The following is an 18068-nucleotide window of genomic DNA, read 5'->3' as shown; positions in this document are numbered from 1 at the left end:
TTCGATTAATGATGAAAATCTTGCTCGTGATCTTCTTCTACTTTCGCTTTTCCTAGCGTATAAAATTTGCTGCCATTTAACCCGAGAATAAATAGCACAACCACTAGTAAAAGAATTGATAAAGATAACAATAAAGTCTGCAAGCCATCGCCATGTGCAACCATTAATTGACGTAAAATTGCGGTTAAACAAATTAAAATCAAATAACGAATCGGAATATGGTGTCCTTCTTGAATATAGCGAAGAATCATCATAATAAACTCAAATAACATAAAGAATGAAATAATTTCTTGCATGATAACTGAAAAATTATCCGGCGTCATTGGCTTCATGAGATATGTAGCGAGGTCAACTAAATAACTAGCCATAAATACTAATAAGAAAACTCCTAAAATCCCTAATACAATATCCAAAATCAAATTCACGTACTTCTTTACTACACTAAAATTCTTCTGCATAATACCCTTCTTTCTTTTGACTCAATTATTTTATAACATGCTTGTTATTACATTAAATATATCATCAATTAACCTTGTCAGACAAGCAGTTAAACCCAATGTGAGATTTTTTTTATTTTGAGATGTTTCTTCATTTTCCGGCTAACCCTTTATGCAAGACAAAAAAAGCTGAATCCGCAGATTCAGCTTTTTAATCGTATTAGTTAGCTACTGGATAAACTGATACTTGTTTTTTGTCGCGGCCTTTACGTTCGAAACGTACCACACCGTCAACTTTTGCAAATAACGTATCGTCGCCACCGATTCCAACGTTCACACCTGGATAAATTTTAGTTCCGCGTTGACGGTATAAAATTGAACCACCTGTAACTGTTTGGCCATCAGCACTTTTAGCGCCTAATCGTTTAGATTCAGAGTCACGGCCGTTTGATGTAGAACCGCCACCTTTTTTATGGGCAAATAATTGTAAATTCATAGTCAATAACATAGTCTGCACCTCCTATTTCTCAGTGATTGTTTTTATTTGAATAAATTCAGTATTTTCGTTCTCTATTGATTGTAAACCTAATAAAAGATTTTCTAATAGAATTTGGGCAATATTTTTTTGTTCCTGATTGACAGTTGTTAACATCTCGACATAAAGGTAGCCACCTTCTACATCATCAACTTCCACAATCGGTTCAAAACCTGCTAAGGCATCAATCCCATTGACTGTGCTAATTGCTAAGGCAGAAACTGCCGCGCAAACCACATCGCTGCCATAAGGACCTGCTTCAGCATGCCCGGTTAATTCGAATGAAACGATTCGGCCGGAGCCTGTTCGTTTAAAAGAACCTTTAATCATTGATAGGCCTTCTTTCCTGTCAACAAGAGAGATTAAGCGTTGATTGCTTCGATCATAACTTTTGTATACGGTTGACGGTGACCTTGTTTACGGTGAGAGTGTTTTTTAGGTTTGTATTGGAAAGTCACGACTTTCTTTTGTTTGCCGTGTTTTTCAACAGTTCCTTCAACAGTTGCGCCTGCAACAGTTGGCGCACCAACTTTTGTAGATTCGCCACCTACTAAGATAACTTCGTCAAAAACAACTTTCTCGCCAGCCTCAACGTTTAATTTTTCAACGTAGATTGCTTGACCTACTTCAACTTTCACTTGTTTACCACCAGTTTTGATAATTGCGTACATGCTATACAGCACCTCCTTCTTCTAGACTTAGACTCGCCATCCCAAGTGATGATTACTCATGCTTAAAAACTTGTTCTGTGCGGTTGTAGCTGTGGAGACCACAATTACAACACTAACTATAATAACAGAACCAGAAAACCTCGTCAATATAAACTCTCTATTTTCTTCACTTTCTCTCTCCAAAAAAACTTCTTCTGTTATTTAAATTTCCGATTGACTTTCTAACACTACTTCCATTATAATTAGCTTTGTTGTGTTACAACTATTGTCATAGTAGCTCAGCAGGATAGAGCATCCGCCTTCTAAGCGGACGGTCGGGGGTTCGAATCCCTCCTGTGACGTAACAGACTGACAAAGACAGCGTTACCTTTAGAGGTGACGCTGTTTTTTTTAGAGTTTATCCAATTCTTTTTGATATGTTCTCGTCCATTCACGTTCTTTTTCCTCTAATTGTTGTCTATAACGATTTCCTTCTTGATGTATCAGATGATCACTTTGTTCCATTGCATGGTAAAATTGCTGTTTGTGCCATTGATCATTTTTCGTTAAATAATTGACTTTATCTACCAATTGTCCAGTTTCTCTTCTAAAGTTTACTAATTGATTACTCAGCACTTCTTGTTGGCGGTGAATTTTATTTTTTTCTTCATAATATTGTTCTTCTAAATATTGCCGTTTTCTTCGCTGTTCATCCATTTGTCAGTCACTCTCCCTTGACAGGTGTTTTTAAATTTGGTCTCTGGCTTCCTTTTAAAAATTTTTCTGCTGATTCTGCACTTTTCCCCTGCAAAGCTCCGTTCAAGGCATTAGGTAGGGCACTATTTGTTTGTTGAAACATGGCTTCTGAAAGTTCTTTCAAACTTGCGGTTGTGTTTTGTTTGGTTGTAATAATTCGTGTTTTTTTAGCAGTAATTACTGTCTGGATTGCTACTCGTTCACGAGCTTTTTGTTCTATTTCTAATTTTTCTTGAAATTCTCTTTCATCCATAGGAAAACCCTTTCATTTATTATTTTTGAAATAAACTACTTCTTGCTTGTTGATCGTATGCTTGAATATTTTCAGCAACAGTTGTTAATTTTCCGCTAAAATCAGTTAATTTTTGCTTGTATTGCTTGGCTTGGTTGCTAGTATTTGTTGCTTCAGCGCTATCCCAAAGACGACTTTTTTCGTAAGGAGCAATCATTGCTTGGACTTCTGCATAGGATAGATACTGTCGGATATTCATTGCACTTTCACGAATTTCCTTTGAAACTGTCTGGACTTCATCTTCTGCTTCTTGGAGGATATTTTTCACAAGTAGTTCGTATTCTTTTCCAGCTTGCTGCGCTTGTTTTGCAACTAGTTCTGCTAATTCACTACGTAATTCAATCTTTTGACTACCTGAAGCACTGGCTAAACTTTTCTGAATACGACTCACTTTCCCTTGCCATTGGCTGGCAATTTTTGCTTCATGAATGATTTTTTCATATTCTTTGATGATTTTCTGGCGATTTTCTTCAGATAGCAGACTTAACAAAAATTGGAGACTGTTTTTAGCTAAGGATTCACCTGAAGCATCCATGATTTTCCCTAAATATTTATCAATAAGTTTGGAAACTTTTACTCCTGCCGCAAAAATATAGCCATGTTCCTTTAGATTGGCTTCTTTGGGCGTACCATCAGGATTTAATTGATACTGACCAAAATCATGACTAGAACCGTATTTGTCCGTCAGATCAAAAGTAGTGGTGAACGTTTTCGGTAATAGATAATGCACCCGACCAATTTCATCTACCCCTTTTTTATTTCGATTCAACATGGAGACAATATCAAACGCATTCACATAATAATCGATTTTCCCTTGTTCTTCTAATTGTTGAAGATTTTCCTGAGCTTGTTGAGACATTTTATTAATGCTTTCTCGCGCATCAGGGCCTTGAAACAATACTACTTTATCAATTTTAGCAAGATCGGCTTGGGGGAGATTGGCCACCGCTTGAATAGAAATCATGGTTCCTAAAGAATGACCTGTAATCGACATAGTCGCATTTGGGTCTTTAGCACTCATCTCCATTATCTTTTGATGCATGGCTTCATTGGCTAATTTTGCTTGAGGCAAATAGGCATTAAATAACGTAAAGGAACCATTATTATTGACCCAGTCATTCAAATTATTCCCTGACCAACCTTTTTTCACGTCCATTGAAACGCCGTCACTACCGCGAGTGGCAAAATATGTATGCTGCGTTTTTGGACTCAAGGTCGGCGTATCTGTTACATAATAAGAATTATAGCCAGCTTTCTCATCTGTTAATAACCCTTTTTTATAAACCGTTTCCCTACCTACCCAGTTTTTTTCTTTGATTGTTTTTATAGCGTTGTCGGGTTGGAGATAGACAGTACTGGCGTCATTTCCATGGGCGTCTTTGGCGTTGGGAAAATGGAATTTGACATATCTTCCTTCCTCAAACCTTATTCTCTGTTTCTTTGTAAGAAAATCATTGCTAAAATTTATAGGTCTCTTAATATATGAAGCTTCTGATAAACTCACATACAAGTTATAATAATTATCAAGATTTTTCATGGATAGCTTCTCCTTGTTTCCAATTTACTAAAAATAGTCCTTTTATTTCATCCAGTTTTTTTACATCTACGTCAATCACTAGAGAATAGGTATCTGTTTCTAAATCATCTTTACTTTTTATTTCAACACGTAATGATAGATTTTCTTTTGTAAATACGCTACTAGATGACTTTTCTGTAGTATCCCAAAGATAATTTATATTCTTAATATTTGATGATTTCGATTTTACATACTTTGTCATTTCTTCTTCATGCTCTTTTAAAAAAGCAATTTGTCTTTCTTTTTCTGTTGGTTCGTTCATTTTTTTCACTCCAATCATTCCAATTATGGCTACTGATATTACTGCGATTAAGATACCAAATTTTATTTGCTTTCTATTTTTCACTTTTTCACCTCCTTATTATGTATAGAAAAGAGTTTCTATATGCTTTTTCCGATTTGAATTGTTTTTACAGTATTATCAGGTTGGAGATAGACCGTGCTAGCATCATTTCCATAGGCGTCTTTGGCGTTGGGGAAATGGAATGTAGCATGTTCATTTATCTTAAGATCTTCTTTTTGAACTTGTGTCAATTTAGCAAACATCAACCCTTCTTTTCGACCGATGTATGCTCCTTGATCTAAATCAGCATAAATATTAGTATACTTTTCTAAATTTGCCGTTAAATTTCATCTCCTTAACTATGCAATATTTTTTATCTCAGTCGGATTTTTTACATTATCTGGAAGCACATATATTTCAAACCCATCTAATTTTTTACCAGTACCATCAAAAATAGATACTTCAACAGCTATAGTTTTTGGGCTAAAAGCCATACTTCGAACTTCAATCACTGATTGCCAACTATAGGTTACTTCTTTAACATCATATTGTTTTAAAAGTACATATTCACTTTCATACTTTACATACTCCGTCATTTCCTCTTCATGCTTTTTCAAAAAAGCAATTTGTCTTTCTTTTTCTGTTGGTTCATTCATCTTCTTCACTCCAATCGTTCCGATTATAACTATTGCTATTATTGTTGCGATTAATATACCAAATTTTATTCGCTTTCTATTTTTCACTTTTTCACCTCCTTAATATGTATGGGGAAGAGTTACTATGTGATTTTTTCTATTTTGATTGACTTTTCCTATGTTGATAATCCTTTTTTATAAACCGCTTCCCTACATACCCAGTTTTTTTCTTTGATTGTTTTTACAGTGTTGTCTGGTTGGAGGTAGACAGTACTGGCGTCATTTCCGTGGGCGTCTTTGGCGTTGGGAAAATGGAATGTAGCATATTTTTTTATCTCCATTTCTTTCAATTGATTATCGTCAAGTTTAGCTAACGATTTAGACTGAGGTCGCCCTTTATACGAAGCTTGGGATAAATTGGCATAAACATTATAATAATTTACTAAATCACTCATATATATTCTCCTTTAATTTATGTTACTAATTTTCTTAGGATCTCTCACATTGTCTACAAAAATATTAATCCAAAAACCATTTATTTTTATATTTCTTCCGTCATAAATATTGGTTTTAATTGTTAAAAATTCTTTTGTAAATGCCATGCCTTTATCTGATTTAACCGTATTCCAAAGGTACTCAACACTGGCCACTTTATCTAACTCTGATTGTTTAATATACTCCGTCATCTCTTCTTCATGCTCTTTCAAAAAAGCAATTTGTCTTTCTTTTTCTGTTGGTTCGTTCATTTTTTTCACTCCAATCGTGCCGATTATGGCTACTACTAGTATTGTTGCGATTAATATACCAAATTTTATCCGCTTTTTGTTTTTCATTCATTTAGTCTCCCTTTGTATCTACATACAAGAATTAATCTTTCGCTTTCTCCTTTTATTCCATTGTTTTATCGAGATTTTTACAGCCAGTTTTTCTTTGTTTACAGTTTATCAAAAATCAATCTGGCATTTTCTCAATTTTTTTAACGTTAGATTAATTATTAGAGAATATTGCTGTATTTCTATGACACACTGACTTTCTATCTCCAATTTTTTACTGTCTTGTTGATCACTACAGGATCATTAGTATTTTACTTCTATTGTAAAATAAAAAAAGAGCGTGGGACAAAAATCACTTTGGATTTTTGCTCCACGCTCAAAAACTAATAAACGGCGGGAACAGAAGCAACTCCTTCGGAAATAAGCCGAAATTCTCCAAAAATTAAAGAACAATTTTCGGAAATTCCTTCTTATTTCTCGGAGTTAAACACTTCTGTCCCGACCTCTCCTTACTACATTTCTTTTTCTAAAATTTCTGTTCGCTCTTCAAAATTTAGTTCTTGGTTAATTTGATGTACCATCCACATGTAACCAAATGGATCAACAAATAACGAATTTTGAATAGCTCCTTCCATCATTTCTGTAACTGGTTGCATCTCAATGCACTTATTTGCTAAGGCTTTTTTATGAGTTTGCACAATATCTGCTACCGTGATATTGAACCAAATTGTATTGGGATGTTCTGAATCTGGTGCTTTTAAACCAAATTCTTCATTAGCATCTAACATATGGAACCGAGTATCATATAAGTTAAACACTACTTCATTCCTTCCAACAGGATACTTTGTCGCTTCAACTACATGAACCTCAAAGATTTCTTTATATAAAGCTAATGCCTTTAAACTATCACTAACAATAAAATCAATTTCTGTGCCTGTAATCATTGATTGTTCCTCCTTAAAATTTTTTTGCAGCAGAAAGCTACTTTTTATTTCTGTTTTCCGCAAACCCTTCAGAATTTCTTAATACTGGCTATTTTCCACTTTGTTATTCTTTTTTAGAAGTTCTTCGATTCATTTGTTTCAACACTTATTTTTCTGGCACTGGATATTTCACCGCATTTTTCTTCAACTTTTCTTCGATAATTTCGTCCAAATCAAACCCTAAATTATCAGCCATCATGTAGGAGTAAATGAGAACATCAGCCAATTCTTCTTTGATTCGTTCTTCTTGTTTGATGCCTTCTTCTGCTGTTTTCCATTGAAAAAGTTCTAACAATTCTGCCGCTTCTAAACAAATTGAGAGCGCCAAATCTTTTTCATTATGGTGGGGGCGCCAATTTCTTTCATCACGAAATTGATTAATTTTTGCCATTGTATCCATCTGTTCCCCTGCTTTCTTATTCATTTGATGGCAACTGAAACCCATCGAACGTTTCACCATCATAGTATTTTAATAACTGTTCTGTAGACAATAATGAGGAGGTTATTTCTTCCTCTTCAACAACTGCTTGATTCTCTTCTCTATACAACAAATAAGCCTGTAAAAGCTGTTGGTAGAGTTTTTTTCGTGAAGAGGCTTCCGCTGAAAGAAACGTTAATTCTTTTAAGTGTCCGCGATAGACAGGCAAATCATCAACGAATTCGATTGGTAATTCTACTACAGTTAACTGAAATTCTTCAAAGACTTCTTCGTACATCTGCCATTCCCTCTTTCTGTCGATATTGTTTTGGGGTCATGCCCATTTCTTCTTTAAAACGTTTATAAAAAAAGGCTTTGTCTTGATAGCCGATTCGTTCAACAATCGTTTGAATCGATAAATCTGTTTGCTTCAAGTAGTTTTTCGCCAATTGGATTCGGTAGGCTAAGACAATTTCCGTAAACGTTTTGTTTGTTTTTTCTTTTAAAAAATTCGATAAGTAATTCGGATGAAAATGAAATTTAGCGGCGACTTCTGCTAAAGTGACATGCGCAATCTGTTGCTCAATATACGCTAAAATCACCTCAACACGTTGATGATTCGACAAATAATTATCTTGCATCTTTAAAGCTTCTCTAGGCAGTTGACCTAGTTCCACCACTAGCAAAACAAAGGCCGCTTTGGTCACTTTATTATTAAAATAGGCCATTTTCACAATTTGTTTCAGCAATAATAGCGAATAGACATGAACATCCGAATTTGGCTGGCTGGCAAAAACGAAATATCGAGGAATGTTTTCAAATTCACTGCTAGCAATTTCTGTAAAAAAACGATACATGACTGGTTCTTCCGCCAGCTGATTTAAGAGCGTATCAAGAAAATAGTGCTTTTTAAAATAAAATATAATCATAGACATTCCTTGCCCCTGATAGCTAACCGAGGTGGCCTCATTGACAATCATGACTTGACCAGCCGAAAACGAACACCTTTGTTGATCCAAATAAGCATTGCCATCTTGCTCTAAACAATAGAGCATCCGAATAAATCCTTTCGGAACGTCAATTGTTTCCGAAGATGCCAGCATAAAGCCCGCAATTTCTCGATGTGGATTTTCCTTAAATTGCGCTACTTCATTCTCAAGAGCATTGGTAGTGGTTAAATAACAATCTAAGGTCTCTAAAAACTGATAAAATGCTGCATATTGCTCTTCTTTGCTTGCCAATTAATCACCTCATAATCCAACACTTTTTACTTTACTCCCTCTATTTTTTTCTTTGGCGTTTCCTTCTATACTAGATACATGGTAACACGAAAAAAGAGATTCAACAGTTTTTAGGAGGAATTTTTTATGAAAATTAGTTTTATCGGTGCTGGAAATATGGCATCCGCTATTGCCAAAGGTGCGCTAAAAAAGCAATTTATTGCCGCAGAAAACCTTTATTTTTATGATATTCAAGTCGAAAAAACCGCCGCTTTTGCACAAGAAATTGGTGCACATGCGGTTGCTTCGCCTCAAGAAGCTATTACAGTAGCTGACTTAGTTATTTTAGCGGTGAAACCGCAATTCGTTCAAGCGGCTTTACTTGAAGCAAAAGAAGCAATTTTAGACAAGCAACCGTTAATTGTTTCCATTGCAGCAGGTACGACTATTGCAGAATTGTATCAACTGTTTGAGACTACCCAACCGCTTCGTCTTGTTCGTGTGATGCCCAATATGAATGCATTGATTGGCGCAGGTGCAGCAGCTGTTTGTGGCAACGCTTTTGCATCCCCTGAAGACATCCAGACTGTTTTATCGTTGTTTCGAGCAGTTGGCCAAGCCTGGGAATTAGAGGAACAGTATTTTTCGATTTTTACTGCTATTGCAGGTAGCACTCCTGCGTATGCTTTCTTATTTATTGATTCGATTGCCCGAGCAGCCGTTAAAAATGGTATGAGCAAAGAGTTAGCCTTAGAAATTGCCACACAAGCTGTACTAGGCAGCGCTCAAACTTTGGCAAATAGCACAGAGAATCCTTGGACTTTAATCGACCAAGTCAGTTCTCCTGGTGGAACCACGGTTGCTGGGATTGTCGAATTAGAAAACAATGCGTTTATTTCAACAGTCATCAAAGGGATTGAGGCCACCATCCTTCGGGATCAAGAATTAGCCAAACAAGACTGAGAAGAATAGTTACATGAGCGAATAAATAAGAAAAAGCGCTGAAAATTCAGCGCTTTTTCTTATTTTAGTTGAATGAGTAAGCCAAAATGATCACTGACTATCGGTGTTTTCCTACCATCAAAAATTACTTCATATTTTTGTACGTGCCACTGTTTTGGAACAAATGCGTAGTCAATCCGCAAGGCTGCTTCATTTTCTTCCCAGCCATCTATTTTTTTCTCTACTGTCGCTTCACCGCTTGTCTCTTCCGCTACAACAAATGCATCTTGAATCGGCAAGTAACTATTTTCCACTAATTGATAGCCAGTTGTACCAGCTGGGTTGTTTAAATCGCCTAAAATGACTAACGGTTGTTGCCCCGTCGCTAAGTATTTCTCTAATTGTAGCCATTCATAGGCAAAACCTGTACAGGGTGTTTCCCACCAAGAAAAGTGACCAGAGACAACAGTAAGCGTACCTTTTGAACTCTCTGTCTCCGCTACTAAGATTTTTCTTGTTCGATAATTCGTTGGTTCTTGGCTTTCTGAAATAAGGAGAGCTTCACTAGTCAACGGACATTTCGAAAGTAGTGCGTTCCCTTCTTCATAAATAGCGTAACCAATGTGGCTCATTTCCCAACTCCAATAATAGTGTTGGCCTTTTTCAGCTAGATATTGAACAATTAGATATGCAAAATTATCTTCATGGATCGGCGTTTGGGTCGCTATGGGACAAAAAGTAGTTAACTGTTCTAACGGCACTTTCTTGGAAGCGACTTTCTGATTCACTTCTTGTAAGGCAATTATTTCACTTTCAGAAGATAAAATCACCTTGGCAATCTCCTCTAATTTTTTTAATGGTTCTTCTTCTAACCAGCTATGAGTATTGATTGTTAAAAGATTCATCTTTTCCCCTTCTCTTACATGTGATTAGGTCTGTGAGTGGGACAAAAATCACTTTGGATTTTTGCTTCACGCGCAAAACCTGATAAACGGCGGGAACAGAACCAACTCCTTCGGAAATAAGCCGAAATTATCCAAAAATTAAAAAGCAATTTCCGGAAATTCCTTCTTATTTCTCGGAGTTAAACGGTTCTGTCCCGACCTCATACCTAATCATTTAAATTTCAATCTGTCCAATCACAGTCCCCGCAGTGGTGGTTCCTAGTTGATGAATAACTACTTGTTCCACTTTGTCGCTGTTTGTAAAGGCGACAATAATCGTTGTTTCTTTGCCAGCTTGTTCAATCACATCCAAATTCATTTTAGCTAGTTTCGTCCCAGCTTTCAATGATTGTCCTTCTTTAACAAAAGATTCAAAAGCAGGTGTTGCCATTTCAACTGTATCAATTCCCATATGGACAAGTACTTCAATACCTTCTTCTGTTTGTAGCCCAATCGCATGTTTGCTTGGGAAAACACTTAGGACTTTCCCCGAAATTGGTGCCACCACCTCTCCTTCTAGAGGCTTAACTGCAAATCCATCCCCCATCATTTTTTGTGAAAAGACAGGATCATTGACTTGCGCCATTGGAATAACTTCCCCTGTCGCCACAGCCACGAAATCTTTTTTCTTACCTAAGAAATTCGTTGCTGGCACTCCTGTTGTACTTTCTGCTATAACTGGTTCTGGAATGTCAACGCCGGAAGCTAGTAAATCTTCAATATCGGATTTTAAAACATCGGCTTTTGGTCCATAAACGGCTTGAACGCCATTATCTTTCACAATCAAGCCCATTGCGCCTGCCCGTTTCCACGCCTCTTCCGAACCGACTTTTTCTCGATCCTTTACACTGACACGTAAGCGTGTCATACACGCATCAACTTCTTTGATATTTTGTTTACCACCAAGTAAGTAGACAATTTGCGCGATTTGCTGATCGACGACGCCTGAACCAGCCGCGCCAGATGCGATTTCTTCGCCGTTATCATTGTCATAGTTTCCATTTCTTCCAGGTGTTGCGTAATTAAATTTTTTAATTAAGAAATTCGCTAAGAAATAAGTGACAACACCAAAAATGATGACCATTAAAACAAAATTGATTAAATCGCCACCTAAACCAGCTTTTATTGCTAGCGGTGTTCTTGTTAACAATTCAATATTTCCAAACGAATGCACACGCAATGGTAAAATATCAGCCATTGCAAAAGCAGCACCTTGGATCACGGCATAAATCACATAAAGCGGCACTGCAGCAAACATAAACATGAATTCTAGCGGCTCTGTCACACCAGTTAAGAAAACAGCTAAAGCAGCAGAAAAATACATTGATTTATATTTAGCTTTTTTATCTGCATCGACATTACGATACATCGCCAAAGCCATCCCCATTAAAATCCCTGAAGAACCAATCATTTGGCCTACTTTGAATCGAGCTGGTGTCCAATTTTCTAAGACAAACTGATACTTGCTCATATCACCAGCGCCTTTAAGATTCACTAAGTCTGTTGCCCAAGCCAACCATAAAGGATCTTGACCAAAAACTTGGGTTCCAGCTTGTGCGCCAGATAAAATTTCATACGTTCCACCTAATTGTGTATAGTTGATTGGAATCGTCAACATATGATGTAACCCAAAAGGTAATAACAAACGTTCCAACGTTCCATATAAAAATGGCGCTAAAATAGGTGCACTGTCTTGAGATTGCGCAATCCATAACCCAAAATTATTAATTCCCGCTTGAATATTTGGCCAAATAAGTGCTAATGCAATTGAGACAATTGTTGACCACAAAATAACGACAAATGGGACAAACCGTTTACCATTAAAAAATGATAGCGCATCTGGTAATTTCCGATAATTGTAATACTTGTTGTAAGCCATCGCACCGACAAAACCAGCAATAATCCCTACAAAAACACCCATATTTAATGCCGGAGCTTCTAAGACACTTGTAAAGAATCCCTTCACCATAATCTTGGTGCCAAATAAGGTATGCGTGAAAGCTTGTTCATCTGCCAACATTTCATTTGTTACACCAAAAATAGCTCCAGTAATACGGTTGATTAAAACAAAAGAAATCCCCGCTGCAAATGCGCCACCTGCACGATCTTTGGCCCAACTGCCACCTATTGCTAACGCAAATAGTAAATGTAAGTTGCCAATAATTGCCCAACCAATACTCTCTAGAACTCCGCCTGTTGTTACTAACAAGCCTAAATTAGGATCGATTAAAGGAAGCGATTTCCCAATACTAATCATTAAACCCGCTGCGGGCATTACTGCCACAACGACCATTAAAGCTTTCCCGAATTTTTGCCAAAACTCAAAACTAAACATTTTTTTCATTCCTGCCACTCCTTACGCAATCGGTTTCGTTATGTTGCCATTATATACTCCTGTTTCCTTTTTGTAAATGCTTTAATTTCAAAAATATTGTGGAAAACAACTCCCTACTACTTAATCCCTTTTTATTTTGTCTTTTAATAAAGCAAATAAAGTTCCTTCTATCCTACCTTTGTTTCAGCTTTTATTCATAAGATTACACTTTTTAAGCATTGACTATTGACTAATGCAATCGGTTGCGTTTATGATAGACCTATCAATAAAATCACTGAGGGGGATTCTCATGAAACAAATCAAACGTTTATTCCAAATTGATCCTTGGAAAATCCGTACTACACACTTAGATAAAGAAAATTTACGTTTACAAGAATCATTAACGAGCATTGGCAATGGCTATATGGGGATGCGGGGAAATTTTGAAGAACACTATTCTGGCGACCACCATCAAGGAACCTATTTAGCAGGTGTTTGGTATCCAGACAAAACACGTGTTGGTTGGTGGAAAAATGGTTATCCTGAATATTTCGGCAAAGTGATTAACGCAATTAATTTCATCGCAATGGACTTACAAATTGATGGACAAACAATTGATTTAGCCACTACACCTTACGAAGATTTTTCTTTAGAATTAGACATGCAAAATGGGGTCCTTTCTCGGCAATTCACCATCCAAACACCGAAGAACAAAGTGCGCTTCTCTTTTGAACGTTTTTTAAGCTTAGAAAAAAAAGAAGCGGCTTACATCCACTTAACAATTGAAATGCTGGAAGGTACAGGCACAATCACTCTTCACTCAAAATTGGATGGCGATGTTCAAAATGAAGACAGCAATTATGAAGAACATTTTTGGGAAGAAAGAGCTATTGAAACACAAGAAACACTTGGCTTTGTTACAACTAAGACCATTCCTAACAACTTTGAAATAGAGCGTTTTACAGTGACTGCAGGCATGCGCCATTTCATCGATGGAGCCTCTGTTGTGCCTACATATACACAACAGCCCTTGGCTTTAACCGCAGAATTGACGGTGTCTTTAAACGAAGGCGAAACGACCGCTATCACAAAAGAAGTGCTTGTCGTTACCAGTCGTGATGTGCCAGAAACGCAACAAATCACACGAGTAAACGAATTATTTTCAGAAATGACCACCTTGTACCCTGAAGCAAAAGCTGGGCAAGCTGCCGCTTGGGCAAAACGTTGGCAATTAGCTGATGTTGTTATTGAAGGAGATGATGAAGCCCAACAAGGCATTCGTTTTAATCTTTTCCAACTTTTCTCAACCTACTATGGAGAAGACGATCGTTTAAACATCGGACCAAAAGGCTTTACGGGCGAAAAATATGGAGGTGCCACATATTGGGATACTGAAGCATATGCTGTCCCACTTTACTTGGCGTTGGCTAAGCCCGAAGTTACTAAAAATCTACTGAAATATCGCCACAATCAATTGCCTCAAGCCATTCATAATGCCCAACAACAAGGGTTAAAGGGTGCGCTTTACCCAATGGTTACTTTTACTGGTGTCGAATGTCATAATGAGTGGGAAATCACTTTTGAAGAGATTCACAGAAATGGTGCGATTGCTTATGCGATTTATAATTATGTCAACTATACAGGAGACGAAGATTATCTAAAAGATGCTGGTCTAGAAGTACTTGTAGCAATCGCTCGTTTTTGGGCAGATCGGGTCCACTTCTCCCAACGTCATAAACAATATATGATTCATGGCGTAACGGGGCCAAATGAATATGAAAATAATATCAACAATAACTGGTATACCAATACCATCGCTGCGTGGGTTCTACGTTACACCCGTGAGTCTTATTTAAAATTCCAAGAAGAAACAACGCTCAAAATTGCAGACGACGAATTAGCTAAATGGGCAGACATTGTAGAAAATATGTACTTCCCAGTGGATAATGAATTAGGCATTTTTGTACAACATGACACTTTCTTAGATAAAGATTTAATGCCTGTTTCTGATTTACCACTTAGTGAGCTGCCTTTAAATCAACATTGGTCATGGGATAAAATTTTGCGGTCTTGTTTCATTAAACAAGCCGATGTTCTTCAAGGAATTTATTTCTTTAATGACGCCTTTTCTTTAGAAGAAAAACGCCGGAACTTTAACTTTTACGAACCAATGACTGTCCATGAATCTTCCCTTTCACCAAGCATTCATGCTGTGTTAGCTGCTGAATTAGGCATGGAGGAAAAAGCAGTGGAAATGTATCAACGAACAGCGCGCCTTGACTTAGATAATTACAATAATGATACAGAAGATGGCTTACACATTACCTCAATGACTGGTAGTTGGCTAGCGATTGTTCAAGGTTTTGCCCAAATGAAAACGGACCATCAACAACTAAAATTTGCACCCTTTTTACCAGCGACATGGACAGCCTACTCGTTCCACATTAATTATCGGAATCGTTTACTATTTGTTGAAGTTTCAGCAGACCAAGTGGCCTTCACTTTACTCGACGGCCCTGCAATTCCATTAACTGTTTACGATCAAAAATACACATTAAAAGATCGATTAGTTTTACCGATCAGAAAGGAAGAAGTTCATGTTTAAAGGCGTTTTGTTTGATTTAGATGGCGTTATTACTGATACAGCAGAATTTCATTACCACGCTTGGAAAAAATTAGGGAACGAAATTGGAATTTCCATTGACCGTGTTTTCAATGAACAATTGAAAGGTGTAAGCCGTGAAGATTCTCTGCAGTTACTGTTAAAATACGGAAAAAAAGAAGGCACGTTTTCTTCTGAAGAATTTGCCCAGTTAGCGCAACGGAAAAACGATTATTACTTGGAAATGATCCAAGCAATTACGCCTGAAGATGTCTATCCAGGAATTCTTTCTTTATTAACGGAATTACGTGAAGCCAATATTAAAATCGCCTTGGCTTCTGCAAGTAAAAATGGGCCTTTCCTTTTAGAAAAAATGCAATTGACGCCCCTTTTTGATGCCATTGCTAATCCAGCAGACGTCCAGGCAGGCAAACCCGCTCCAGATATTTTCATTTTAGCTGCGAAAGAAATTGATTTGACACCAGCAGAATGTCTTGGCATTGAAGATGCCAAAGCTGGGATTCAAGCGATTCTTGCTAGTGGAGCGCAACCTGTTGGCGTTGGCCGCAAAGAAGAGTTAGGCGAAGGGTTGCCCATCGTGCCAGAGACGAGCGCTTTAACGTTTGATTACTTAAAAAAAGTGTGGCTTGATCATGAAGGATAATCGTATCACCGTAACCGATATTCCAAACACAAACTTAAAAAAAATTACTTTGAAGAACGACTTTTTAGAAGTCGTTCTTCTCAATTATGGCGCGCGCCTCCATCAACTTTTGATGCCAAACAAAAATAATCATTGGGAAAATATCCTTTTATCGTATGATTCGTATCAAGATATATTAAAGGATCAAAGCTTTTTTGGCGCCACTGTTGGGCCAGTTGCTGGACGCATACGTAATGGCCATTGGCAAAATGGAATATTAGAACAAAACAGCGACGGTCATCATATCCATGGTGGCTCAAAGGGGTGGTCTTTTCAATATTGGACAGTCGAGCCCTTTGAAAAAAAAGATATCATTGGCGTTGCTTTTCATTTAACCGACACCATTTCTGGCTATCCTGGACCAATTGAGGCCACCATCACTTATCAGCTAGAGGATAATCAATTACGAATGATCAGTACTGGACGAAGTAAACAGAAAACACTTTTTAATCCTACGAACCACGCCTACTTTAATTTATCTGGCGATGGAAAGTTAGACATTCTGTCACATTTGCTATCTTTGAACTGTCAAGGTATGTTAGAATTAGACGATAATAAGCTGCCTACTGGACGGATTTTACCAGCTTCTGAACTATCCATACGTTTTAATGAACTGACACCTATCGAAACAATCCTCCAACGCTATCCAACTGGGTTAGATGATGTTTTCCCCTTAGTTGGCTCTGACTTAAGACAGCCACAATTATGCTTACAAGAGCCTACTTCTGGAAGAAAAATGACGATAGCAACAACGAACCAAAGTATGGTATTATTTTCTACGACTGGTTTTGAGGCTCCATTTTCTATTAATGGACAAGCGATGCATTCAAACTATGGCTTAGCAATTGAACCACAAGAGTATCCAGACATTGTTCATCATCCTCAGTGGGGCTCTATTTTATTACCAGCTAATAAAAAGCAAACCTACCAAACGGTTTATCAATTTAACCTTCTATAATCACTAAGAAAGGCGTGGCAAAAATGGCAATTACAGTAAAAGATGTCGCTAAGAAAGCGGGGGTTGCAACCTCAACCGTTTCGCGTGTCATTAACGATCATCCAAGTATTTCTGAATCGACAAAAAAGAAAGTGCGAAAAGTCATGGATGACTTAGGCTATGTGCCAAATATGACGGCACGGAATTTGGGTAAACGAATTTCAAGTGCCATTGGCGTAATTTTACCTCCTTTAGATTCGAAAGAACGGTTAGGGAATCCATTTTATTTAGAAATTATGGAAGCCATCAACGAGGAAGCCCGTCTTTACGATATGACTACTGCTATTGCAACTGCCAAAAGTTTTGATGTACTATTGGAAAACGTTAAAAGAATGCATCTTCAAAAACAAGTGGACGGTTTTATTCTTGTGTATTCAGATAGTAAGGACCCCGTCATTGATTACTTATACGAAAACAACATTCCCTTTACTTTAATCGGTCAACCTTACCAACATGAAACGGAAATAGTTTACGTGGATAATGATAATCAATTATTAGGGAAACAAGCGACGGAATTTTTAATTGAAAACGGCCATAAAAATATTTTATTTGTGACCAATACAACGCATGAAAGTTTGTACTTTGAACGTTACTTTGGTTATCAAAAAGCAATGATGATGCAAGGATTAACTGTTTTACCAAGCGTTGCGTTAGAAAAACCTGAAGATTACATGGCTTTCGATGATATTCTTCATCAAAATAATGCCACGGCGTTGGTGGTGATTGATGATATCTTTGCTTTGCGGACGATGCAACTTGCGCAAATCTATGGTTATCAAGTTCCTGAAACGTTATCCATTATTAGTTTTAACAACTCAATCTTTTCAACATTGACACATCCTTATCTAACAAGCATTGACATCGACACGTCAGAATTAGGTCGAATGGCGATGAAAAAATTATATGAATTAATCCACGAAGAATTGACGAATGGTGTCCGTCTCGTTATTCCTCACAAATTAATTAAGCGTGAAACAGTTATTCCTATTCATTAAAAAAGAAGCGTAA

22 protein-coding genes, 1 tRNA gene, 1 pseudogene and 1 other annotated feature are annotated in these 18068 nt (G+C 37.2%); of the genes and pseudogenes, 6 read left to right on the top strand and 18 right to left on the bottom strand.

Going from position 1 to position 18068, the window contains the following annotated elements:
• Positions 1 to 5: 5 nt before the first annotated feature.
• The 4 genes from psiE to rplU all read right to left on the bottom strand — a co-directional run bounded on the left by psiE (position 6) and on the right by rplU (position 1643).
• Positions 6 to 458: a phosphate-starvation-inducible protein PsiE gene (psiE, locus tag IGL86_RS03560; RefSeq protein ID WP_002355869.1), complete on the bottom strand. Its 453-nt coding sequence runs from the start codon at positions 456 to 458 to the stop codon at positions 6 to 8.
• A gap of 199 nt (positions 459 to 657) precedes the next feature.
• Complete coding sequence (gene rpmA, locus IGL86_RS03555) at positions 658 to 945, bottom strand: 50S ribosomal protein L27 (RefSeq protein ID WP_002355868.1); 288 nt, start codon at positions 943 to 945, stop codon at positions 658 to 660.
• 12 nt (positions 946 to 957) lie between these two features.
• Positions 958 to 1302, bottom strand: coding sequence for a ribosomal-processing cysteine protease Prp (locus IGL86_RS03550; RefSeq protein ID WP_002355867.1), 345 nt, complete (start codon positions 1300 to 1302; stop codon positions 958 to 960).
• 32 nt (positions 1303 to 1334) lie between these two features.
• On the bottom strand, positions 1335 to 1643 hold the full coding sequence (rplU, locus tag IGL86_RS03545) for a 50S ribosomal protein L21 (RefSeq protein ID WP_002355866.1): 309 nt from the start codon (positions 1641 to 1643) through the stop codon (positions 1335 to 1337).
• 19 nt (positions 1644 to 1662) lie between these two features.
• Positions 1663 to 1738: a sequence feature (ribosomal protein L21 leader region), on the bottom strand.
• 172 nt (positions 1739 to 1910) lie between these two features.
• On the opposite strand from rplU, the gene IGL86_RS03540 reads away from it, so the two are divergent.
• Positions 1911 to 1984 (top strand) — tRNA-Arg (locus IGL86_RS03540).
• A gap of 49 nt (positions 1985 to 2033) precedes the next feature.
• On the opposite strand, the gene IGL86_RS03535 is transcribed toward IGL86_RS03540, so the two are convergent.
• From IGL86_RS03535 to IGL86_RS03480, 12 genes and pseudogenes are all read right to left on the bottom strand, one after another.
• A complete protein-coding gene (locus IGL86_RS03535) occupies positions 2034 to 2339 on the bottom strand; it encodes a hypothetical protein (RefSeq protein ID WP_016630167.1) in 306 nt (101 codons plus the stop codon).
• A 7-nt stretch (positions 2340 to 2346) separates the two neighbouring features.
• On the bottom strand, positions 2347 to 2631 hold the full coding sequence (locus IGL86_RS03530) for a hypothetical protein (protein WP_033625818.1): 285 nt from the start codon (positions 2629 to 2631) through the stop codon (positions 2347 to 2349).
• Positions 2632 to 2650: 19 nt separating this feature from the next.
• On the bottom strand, positions 2651 to 4207 hold the full coding sequence (locus tag IGL86_RS03525; RefSeq protein WP_033625820.1) for a cutinase family protein: 1557 nt from the start codon (positions 4205 to 4207) through the stop codon (positions 2651 to 2653).
• Positions 4194 to 4592, bottom strand: coding sequence for a hypothetical protein (locus tag IGL86_RS03520; protein ID WP_078126798.1), 399 nt, complete (start codon positions 4590 to 4592; stop codon positions 4194 to 4196). Before IGL86_RS03520 ends, IGL86_RS03525 begins: the two co-directional genes overlap by 14 nt.
• A gap of 35 nt (positions 4593 to 4627) precedes the next feature.
• A complete protein-coding gene (locus tag IGL86_RS03515; RefSeq protein ID WP_029679792.1) occupies positions 4628 to 4843 on the bottom strand; it encodes a hypothetical protein in 216 nt (71 codons plus the stop codon).
• A gap of 45 nt (positions 4844 to 4888) precedes the next feature.
• On the bottom strand, positions 4889 to 5272 hold the full coding sequence (locus IGL86_RS03510; protein ID WP_033626027.1) for a hypothetical protein: 384 nt from the start codon (positions 5270 to 5272) through the stop codon (positions 4889 to 4891).
• A 71-nt stretch (positions 5273 to 5343) separates the two neighbouring features.
• Positions 5344 to 5619: pseudogene (locus IGL86_RS03505) on the bottom strand (hypothetical protein); the annotation flags it as partial.
• Between the two features lie 12 nt (positions 5620 to 5631).
• A complete protein-coding gene (locus IGL86_RS03500) occupies positions 5632 to 5997 on the bottom strand; it encodes a hypothetical protein (protein WP_430605646.1) in 366 nt (121 codons plus the stop codon).
• 452 nt (positions 5998 to 6449) lie between these two features.
• Positions 6450 to 6881 carry a VOC family protein gene (locus IGL86_RS03495; RefSeq protein ID WP_002355856.1) on the bottom strand — a complete coding sequence of 144 codons (432 nt, stop codon included), beginning with the start codon at positions 6879 to 6881 and terminating at the stop codon, positions 6450 to 6452.
• A gap of 145 nt (positions 6882 to 7026) precedes the next feature.
• Positions 7027 to 7344: a nucleotide pyrophosphohydrolase gene (locus tag IGL86_RS03490; protein WP_002403727.1), complete on the bottom strand. Its 318-nt coding sequence runs from the start codon at positions 7342 to 7344 to the stop codon at positions 7027 to 7029.
• Positions 7337 to 7636, bottom strand: coding sequence for a hypothetical protein (locus tag IGL86_RS03485; RefSeq protein WP_002358867.1), 300 nt, complete (start codon positions 7634 to 7636; stop codon positions 7337 to 7339). The genes IGL86_RS03490 and IGL86_RS03485 overlap by 8 nt, the downstream gene beginning before the upstream one ends.
• Positions 7617 to 8579 carry a helix-turn-helix domain-containing protein gene (locus IGL86_RS03480; protein ID WP_002358865.1) on the bottom strand — a complete coding sequence of 321 codons (963 nt, stop codon included), beginning with the start codon at positions 8577 to 8579 and terminating at the stop codon, positions 7617 to 7619. The genes IGL86_RS03485 and IGL86_RS03480 overlap by 20 nt, the downstream gene beginning before the upstream one ends.
• 126 nt (positions 8580 to 8705) lie before the next feature.
• Between IGL86_RS03480 and proC the strand changes: the two genes are divergently transcribed.
• On the top strand, positions 8706 to 9521 hold the full coding sequence (gene proC / locus IGL86_RS03475; protein WP_033625583.1) for a pyrroline-5-carboxylate reductase: 816 nt from the start codon (positions 8706 to 8708) through the stop codon (positions 9519 to 9521).
• A gap of 59 nt (positions 9522 to 9580) precedes the next feature.
• On the opposite strand, the gene mapP is transcribed toward proC, so the two are convergent.
• Positions 9581 to 10405 (bottom strand): maltose 6'-phosphate phosphatase, encoded by an 825-nt coding sequence (gene mapP, locus IGL86_RS03470; protein WP_033625584.1) that lies wholly within the window; start codon positions 10403 to 10405, stop codon positions 9581 to 9583.
• Between the two features lie 214 nt (positions 10406 to 10619).
• The gene (locus IGL86_RS03465) at positions 10620 to 12788 is read right to left on the bottom strand and encodes a PTS transporter subunit IIBC (RefSeq protein ID WP_033625429.1); all 2169 of its coding nucleotides are present in this window, start codon (positions 12786 to 12788) and stop codon (positions 10620 to 10622) included.
• 280 nt (positions 12789 to 13068) lie between these two features.
• Here IGL86_RS03465 and IGL86_RS03460 point away from each other — a divergent pair, with 280 nt between their 5' ends.
• The 4 genes from IGL86_RS03460 to bopD are packed head-to-tail and all read left to right on the top strand — an operon-like array spanning position 13069 to position 18055.
• The gene (locus tag IGL86_RS03460; RefSeq protein WP_033625430.1) at positions 13069 to 15363 is read left to right on the top strand and encodes a glycoside hydrolase family 65 protein; all 2295 of its coding nucleotides are present in this window, start codon (positions 13069 to 13071) and stop codon (positions 15361 to 15363) included.
• Entirely contained in the window at positions 15356 to 16024 is a 669-nt protein-coding gene (gene pgmB, locus IGL86_RS03455) for a beta-phosphoglucomutase (protein WP_002355844.1), read from the top strand. The genes IGL86_RS03460 and pgmB overlap by 8 nt, the downstream gene beginning before the upstream one ends.
• Positions 16014 to 17021 (top strand): aldose epimerase family protein, encoded by a 1008-nt coding sequence (locus tag IGL86_RS03450; protein WP_033625431.1) that lies wholly within the window; start codon positions 16014 to 16016, stop codon positions 17019 to 17021. The genes pgmB and IGL86_RS03450 overlap by 11 nt, the downstream gene beginning before the upstream one ends.
• Before the next feature lie 23 nt (positions 17022 to 17044).
• Positions 17045 to 18055, top strand: a complete 1011-nt coding sequence (gene bopD, locus IGL86_RS03445) for a LacI family transcriptional regulator BopD (protein WP_002358859.1) — start codon at positions 17045 to 17047, stop codon at positions 18053 to 18055.
• Positions 18056 to 18068: the final 13 nt, after the last annotated feature.

Origin of the sequence: Enterococcus sp. DIV0774, from assembly GCF_050539095.1 — a bacterium.
In the GTDB taxonomy this organism is placed as follows: Bacteria; Bacillota; Bacilli; order Lactobacillales; family Enterococcaceae; genus Enterococcus; species Enterococcus faecalis.
Note: the sequence above shows the minus strand (reverse complement) of the source record. Positions and strands in the feature narration are given on the sequence as shown.

Excerpts from the sequence above, each read along its gene's own strand:
- rpmA (WP_002355868.1), bottom strand. The coding sequence starts at position 945 with ATGTTATTGACTATGAATTTACAATTATTTGCCCATAAAAAAGGTGGC.
- IGL86_RS03495 (WP_002355856.1), bottom strand. The coding sequence starts at position 6,881 with ATGATTACAGGCACAGAAATTGATTTTATTGTTAGTGATAGTTTAAAG.
- mapP (WP_033625584.1), bottom strand. The coding sequence starts at position 10,405 with ATGAATCTTTTAACAATCAATACTCATAGCTGGTTAGAAGAAGAACCA.
- IGL86_RS03550 (WP_002355867.1), bottom strand. The coding sequence starts at position 1,302 with ATGATTAAAGGTTCTTTTAAACGAACAGGCTCCGGCCGAATCGTTTCA.
- IGL86_RS03465 (WP_033625429.1), bottom strand. The coding sequence starts at position 12,788 with ATGAAAAAAATGTTTAGTTTTGAGTTTTGGCAAAAATTCGGGAAAGCT.
- IGL86_RS03530 (WP_033625818.1), bottom strand. The coding sequence starts at position 2,631 with ATGGATGAAAGAGAATTTCAAGAAAAATTAGAAATAGAACAAAAAGCT.
- IGL86_RS03450 (WP_033625431.1), top strand. The coding sequence starts at position 16,014 with ATGAAGGATAATCGTATCACCGTAACCGATATTCCAAACACAAACTTA.
- IGL86_RS03525 (WP_033625820.1), bottom strand. The coding sequence starts at position 4,207 with ATGAAAAATCTTGATAATTATTATAACTTGTATGTGAGTTTATCAGAA.
- IGL86_RS03460 (WP_033625430.1), top strand. The coding sequence starts at position 13,069 with ATGAAACAAATCAAACGTTTATTCCAAATTGATCCTTGGAAAATCCGT.
- pgmB (WP_002355844.1), top strand. The coding sequence starts at position 15,356 with ATGTTTAAAGGCGTTTTGTTTGATTTAGATGGCGTTATTACTGATACA.
- IGL86_RS03485 (WP_002358867.1), bottom strand. The coding sequence starts at position 7,636 with ATGTACGAAGAAGTCTTTGAAGAATTTCAGTTAACTGTAGTAGAATTA.
- bopD (WP_002358859.1), top strand. The coding sequence starts at position 17,045 with ATGGCAATTACAGTAAAAGATGTCGCTAAGAAAGCGGGGGTTGCAACC.
- IGL86_RS03535 (WP_016630167.1), bottom strand. The coding sequence starts at position 2,339 with ATGGATGAACAGCGAAGAAAACGGCAATATTTAGAAGAACAATATTAT.
- IGL86_RS03500 (WP_430605646.1), bottom strand. The coding sequence starts at position 5,997 with ATGAAAAACAAAAAGCGGATAAAATTTGGTATATTAATCGCAACAATA.
- proC (WP_033625583.1), top strand. The coding sequence starts at position 8,706 with ATGAAAATTAGTTTTATCGGTGCTGGAAATATGGCATCCGCTATTGCC.
- psiE (WP_002355869.1), bottom strand. The coding sequence starts at position 458 with ATGCAGAAGAATTTTAGTGTAGTAAAGAAGTACGTGAATTTGATTTTG.
- IGL86_RS03490 (WP_002403727.1), bottom strand. The coding sequence starts at position 7,344 with ATGAATAAGAAAGCAGGGGAACAGATGGATACAATGGCAAAAATTAAT.
- rplU (WP_002355866.1), bottom strand. The coding sequence starts at position 1,643 with ATGTACGCAATTATCAAAACTGGTGGTAAACAAGTGAAAGTTGAAGTA.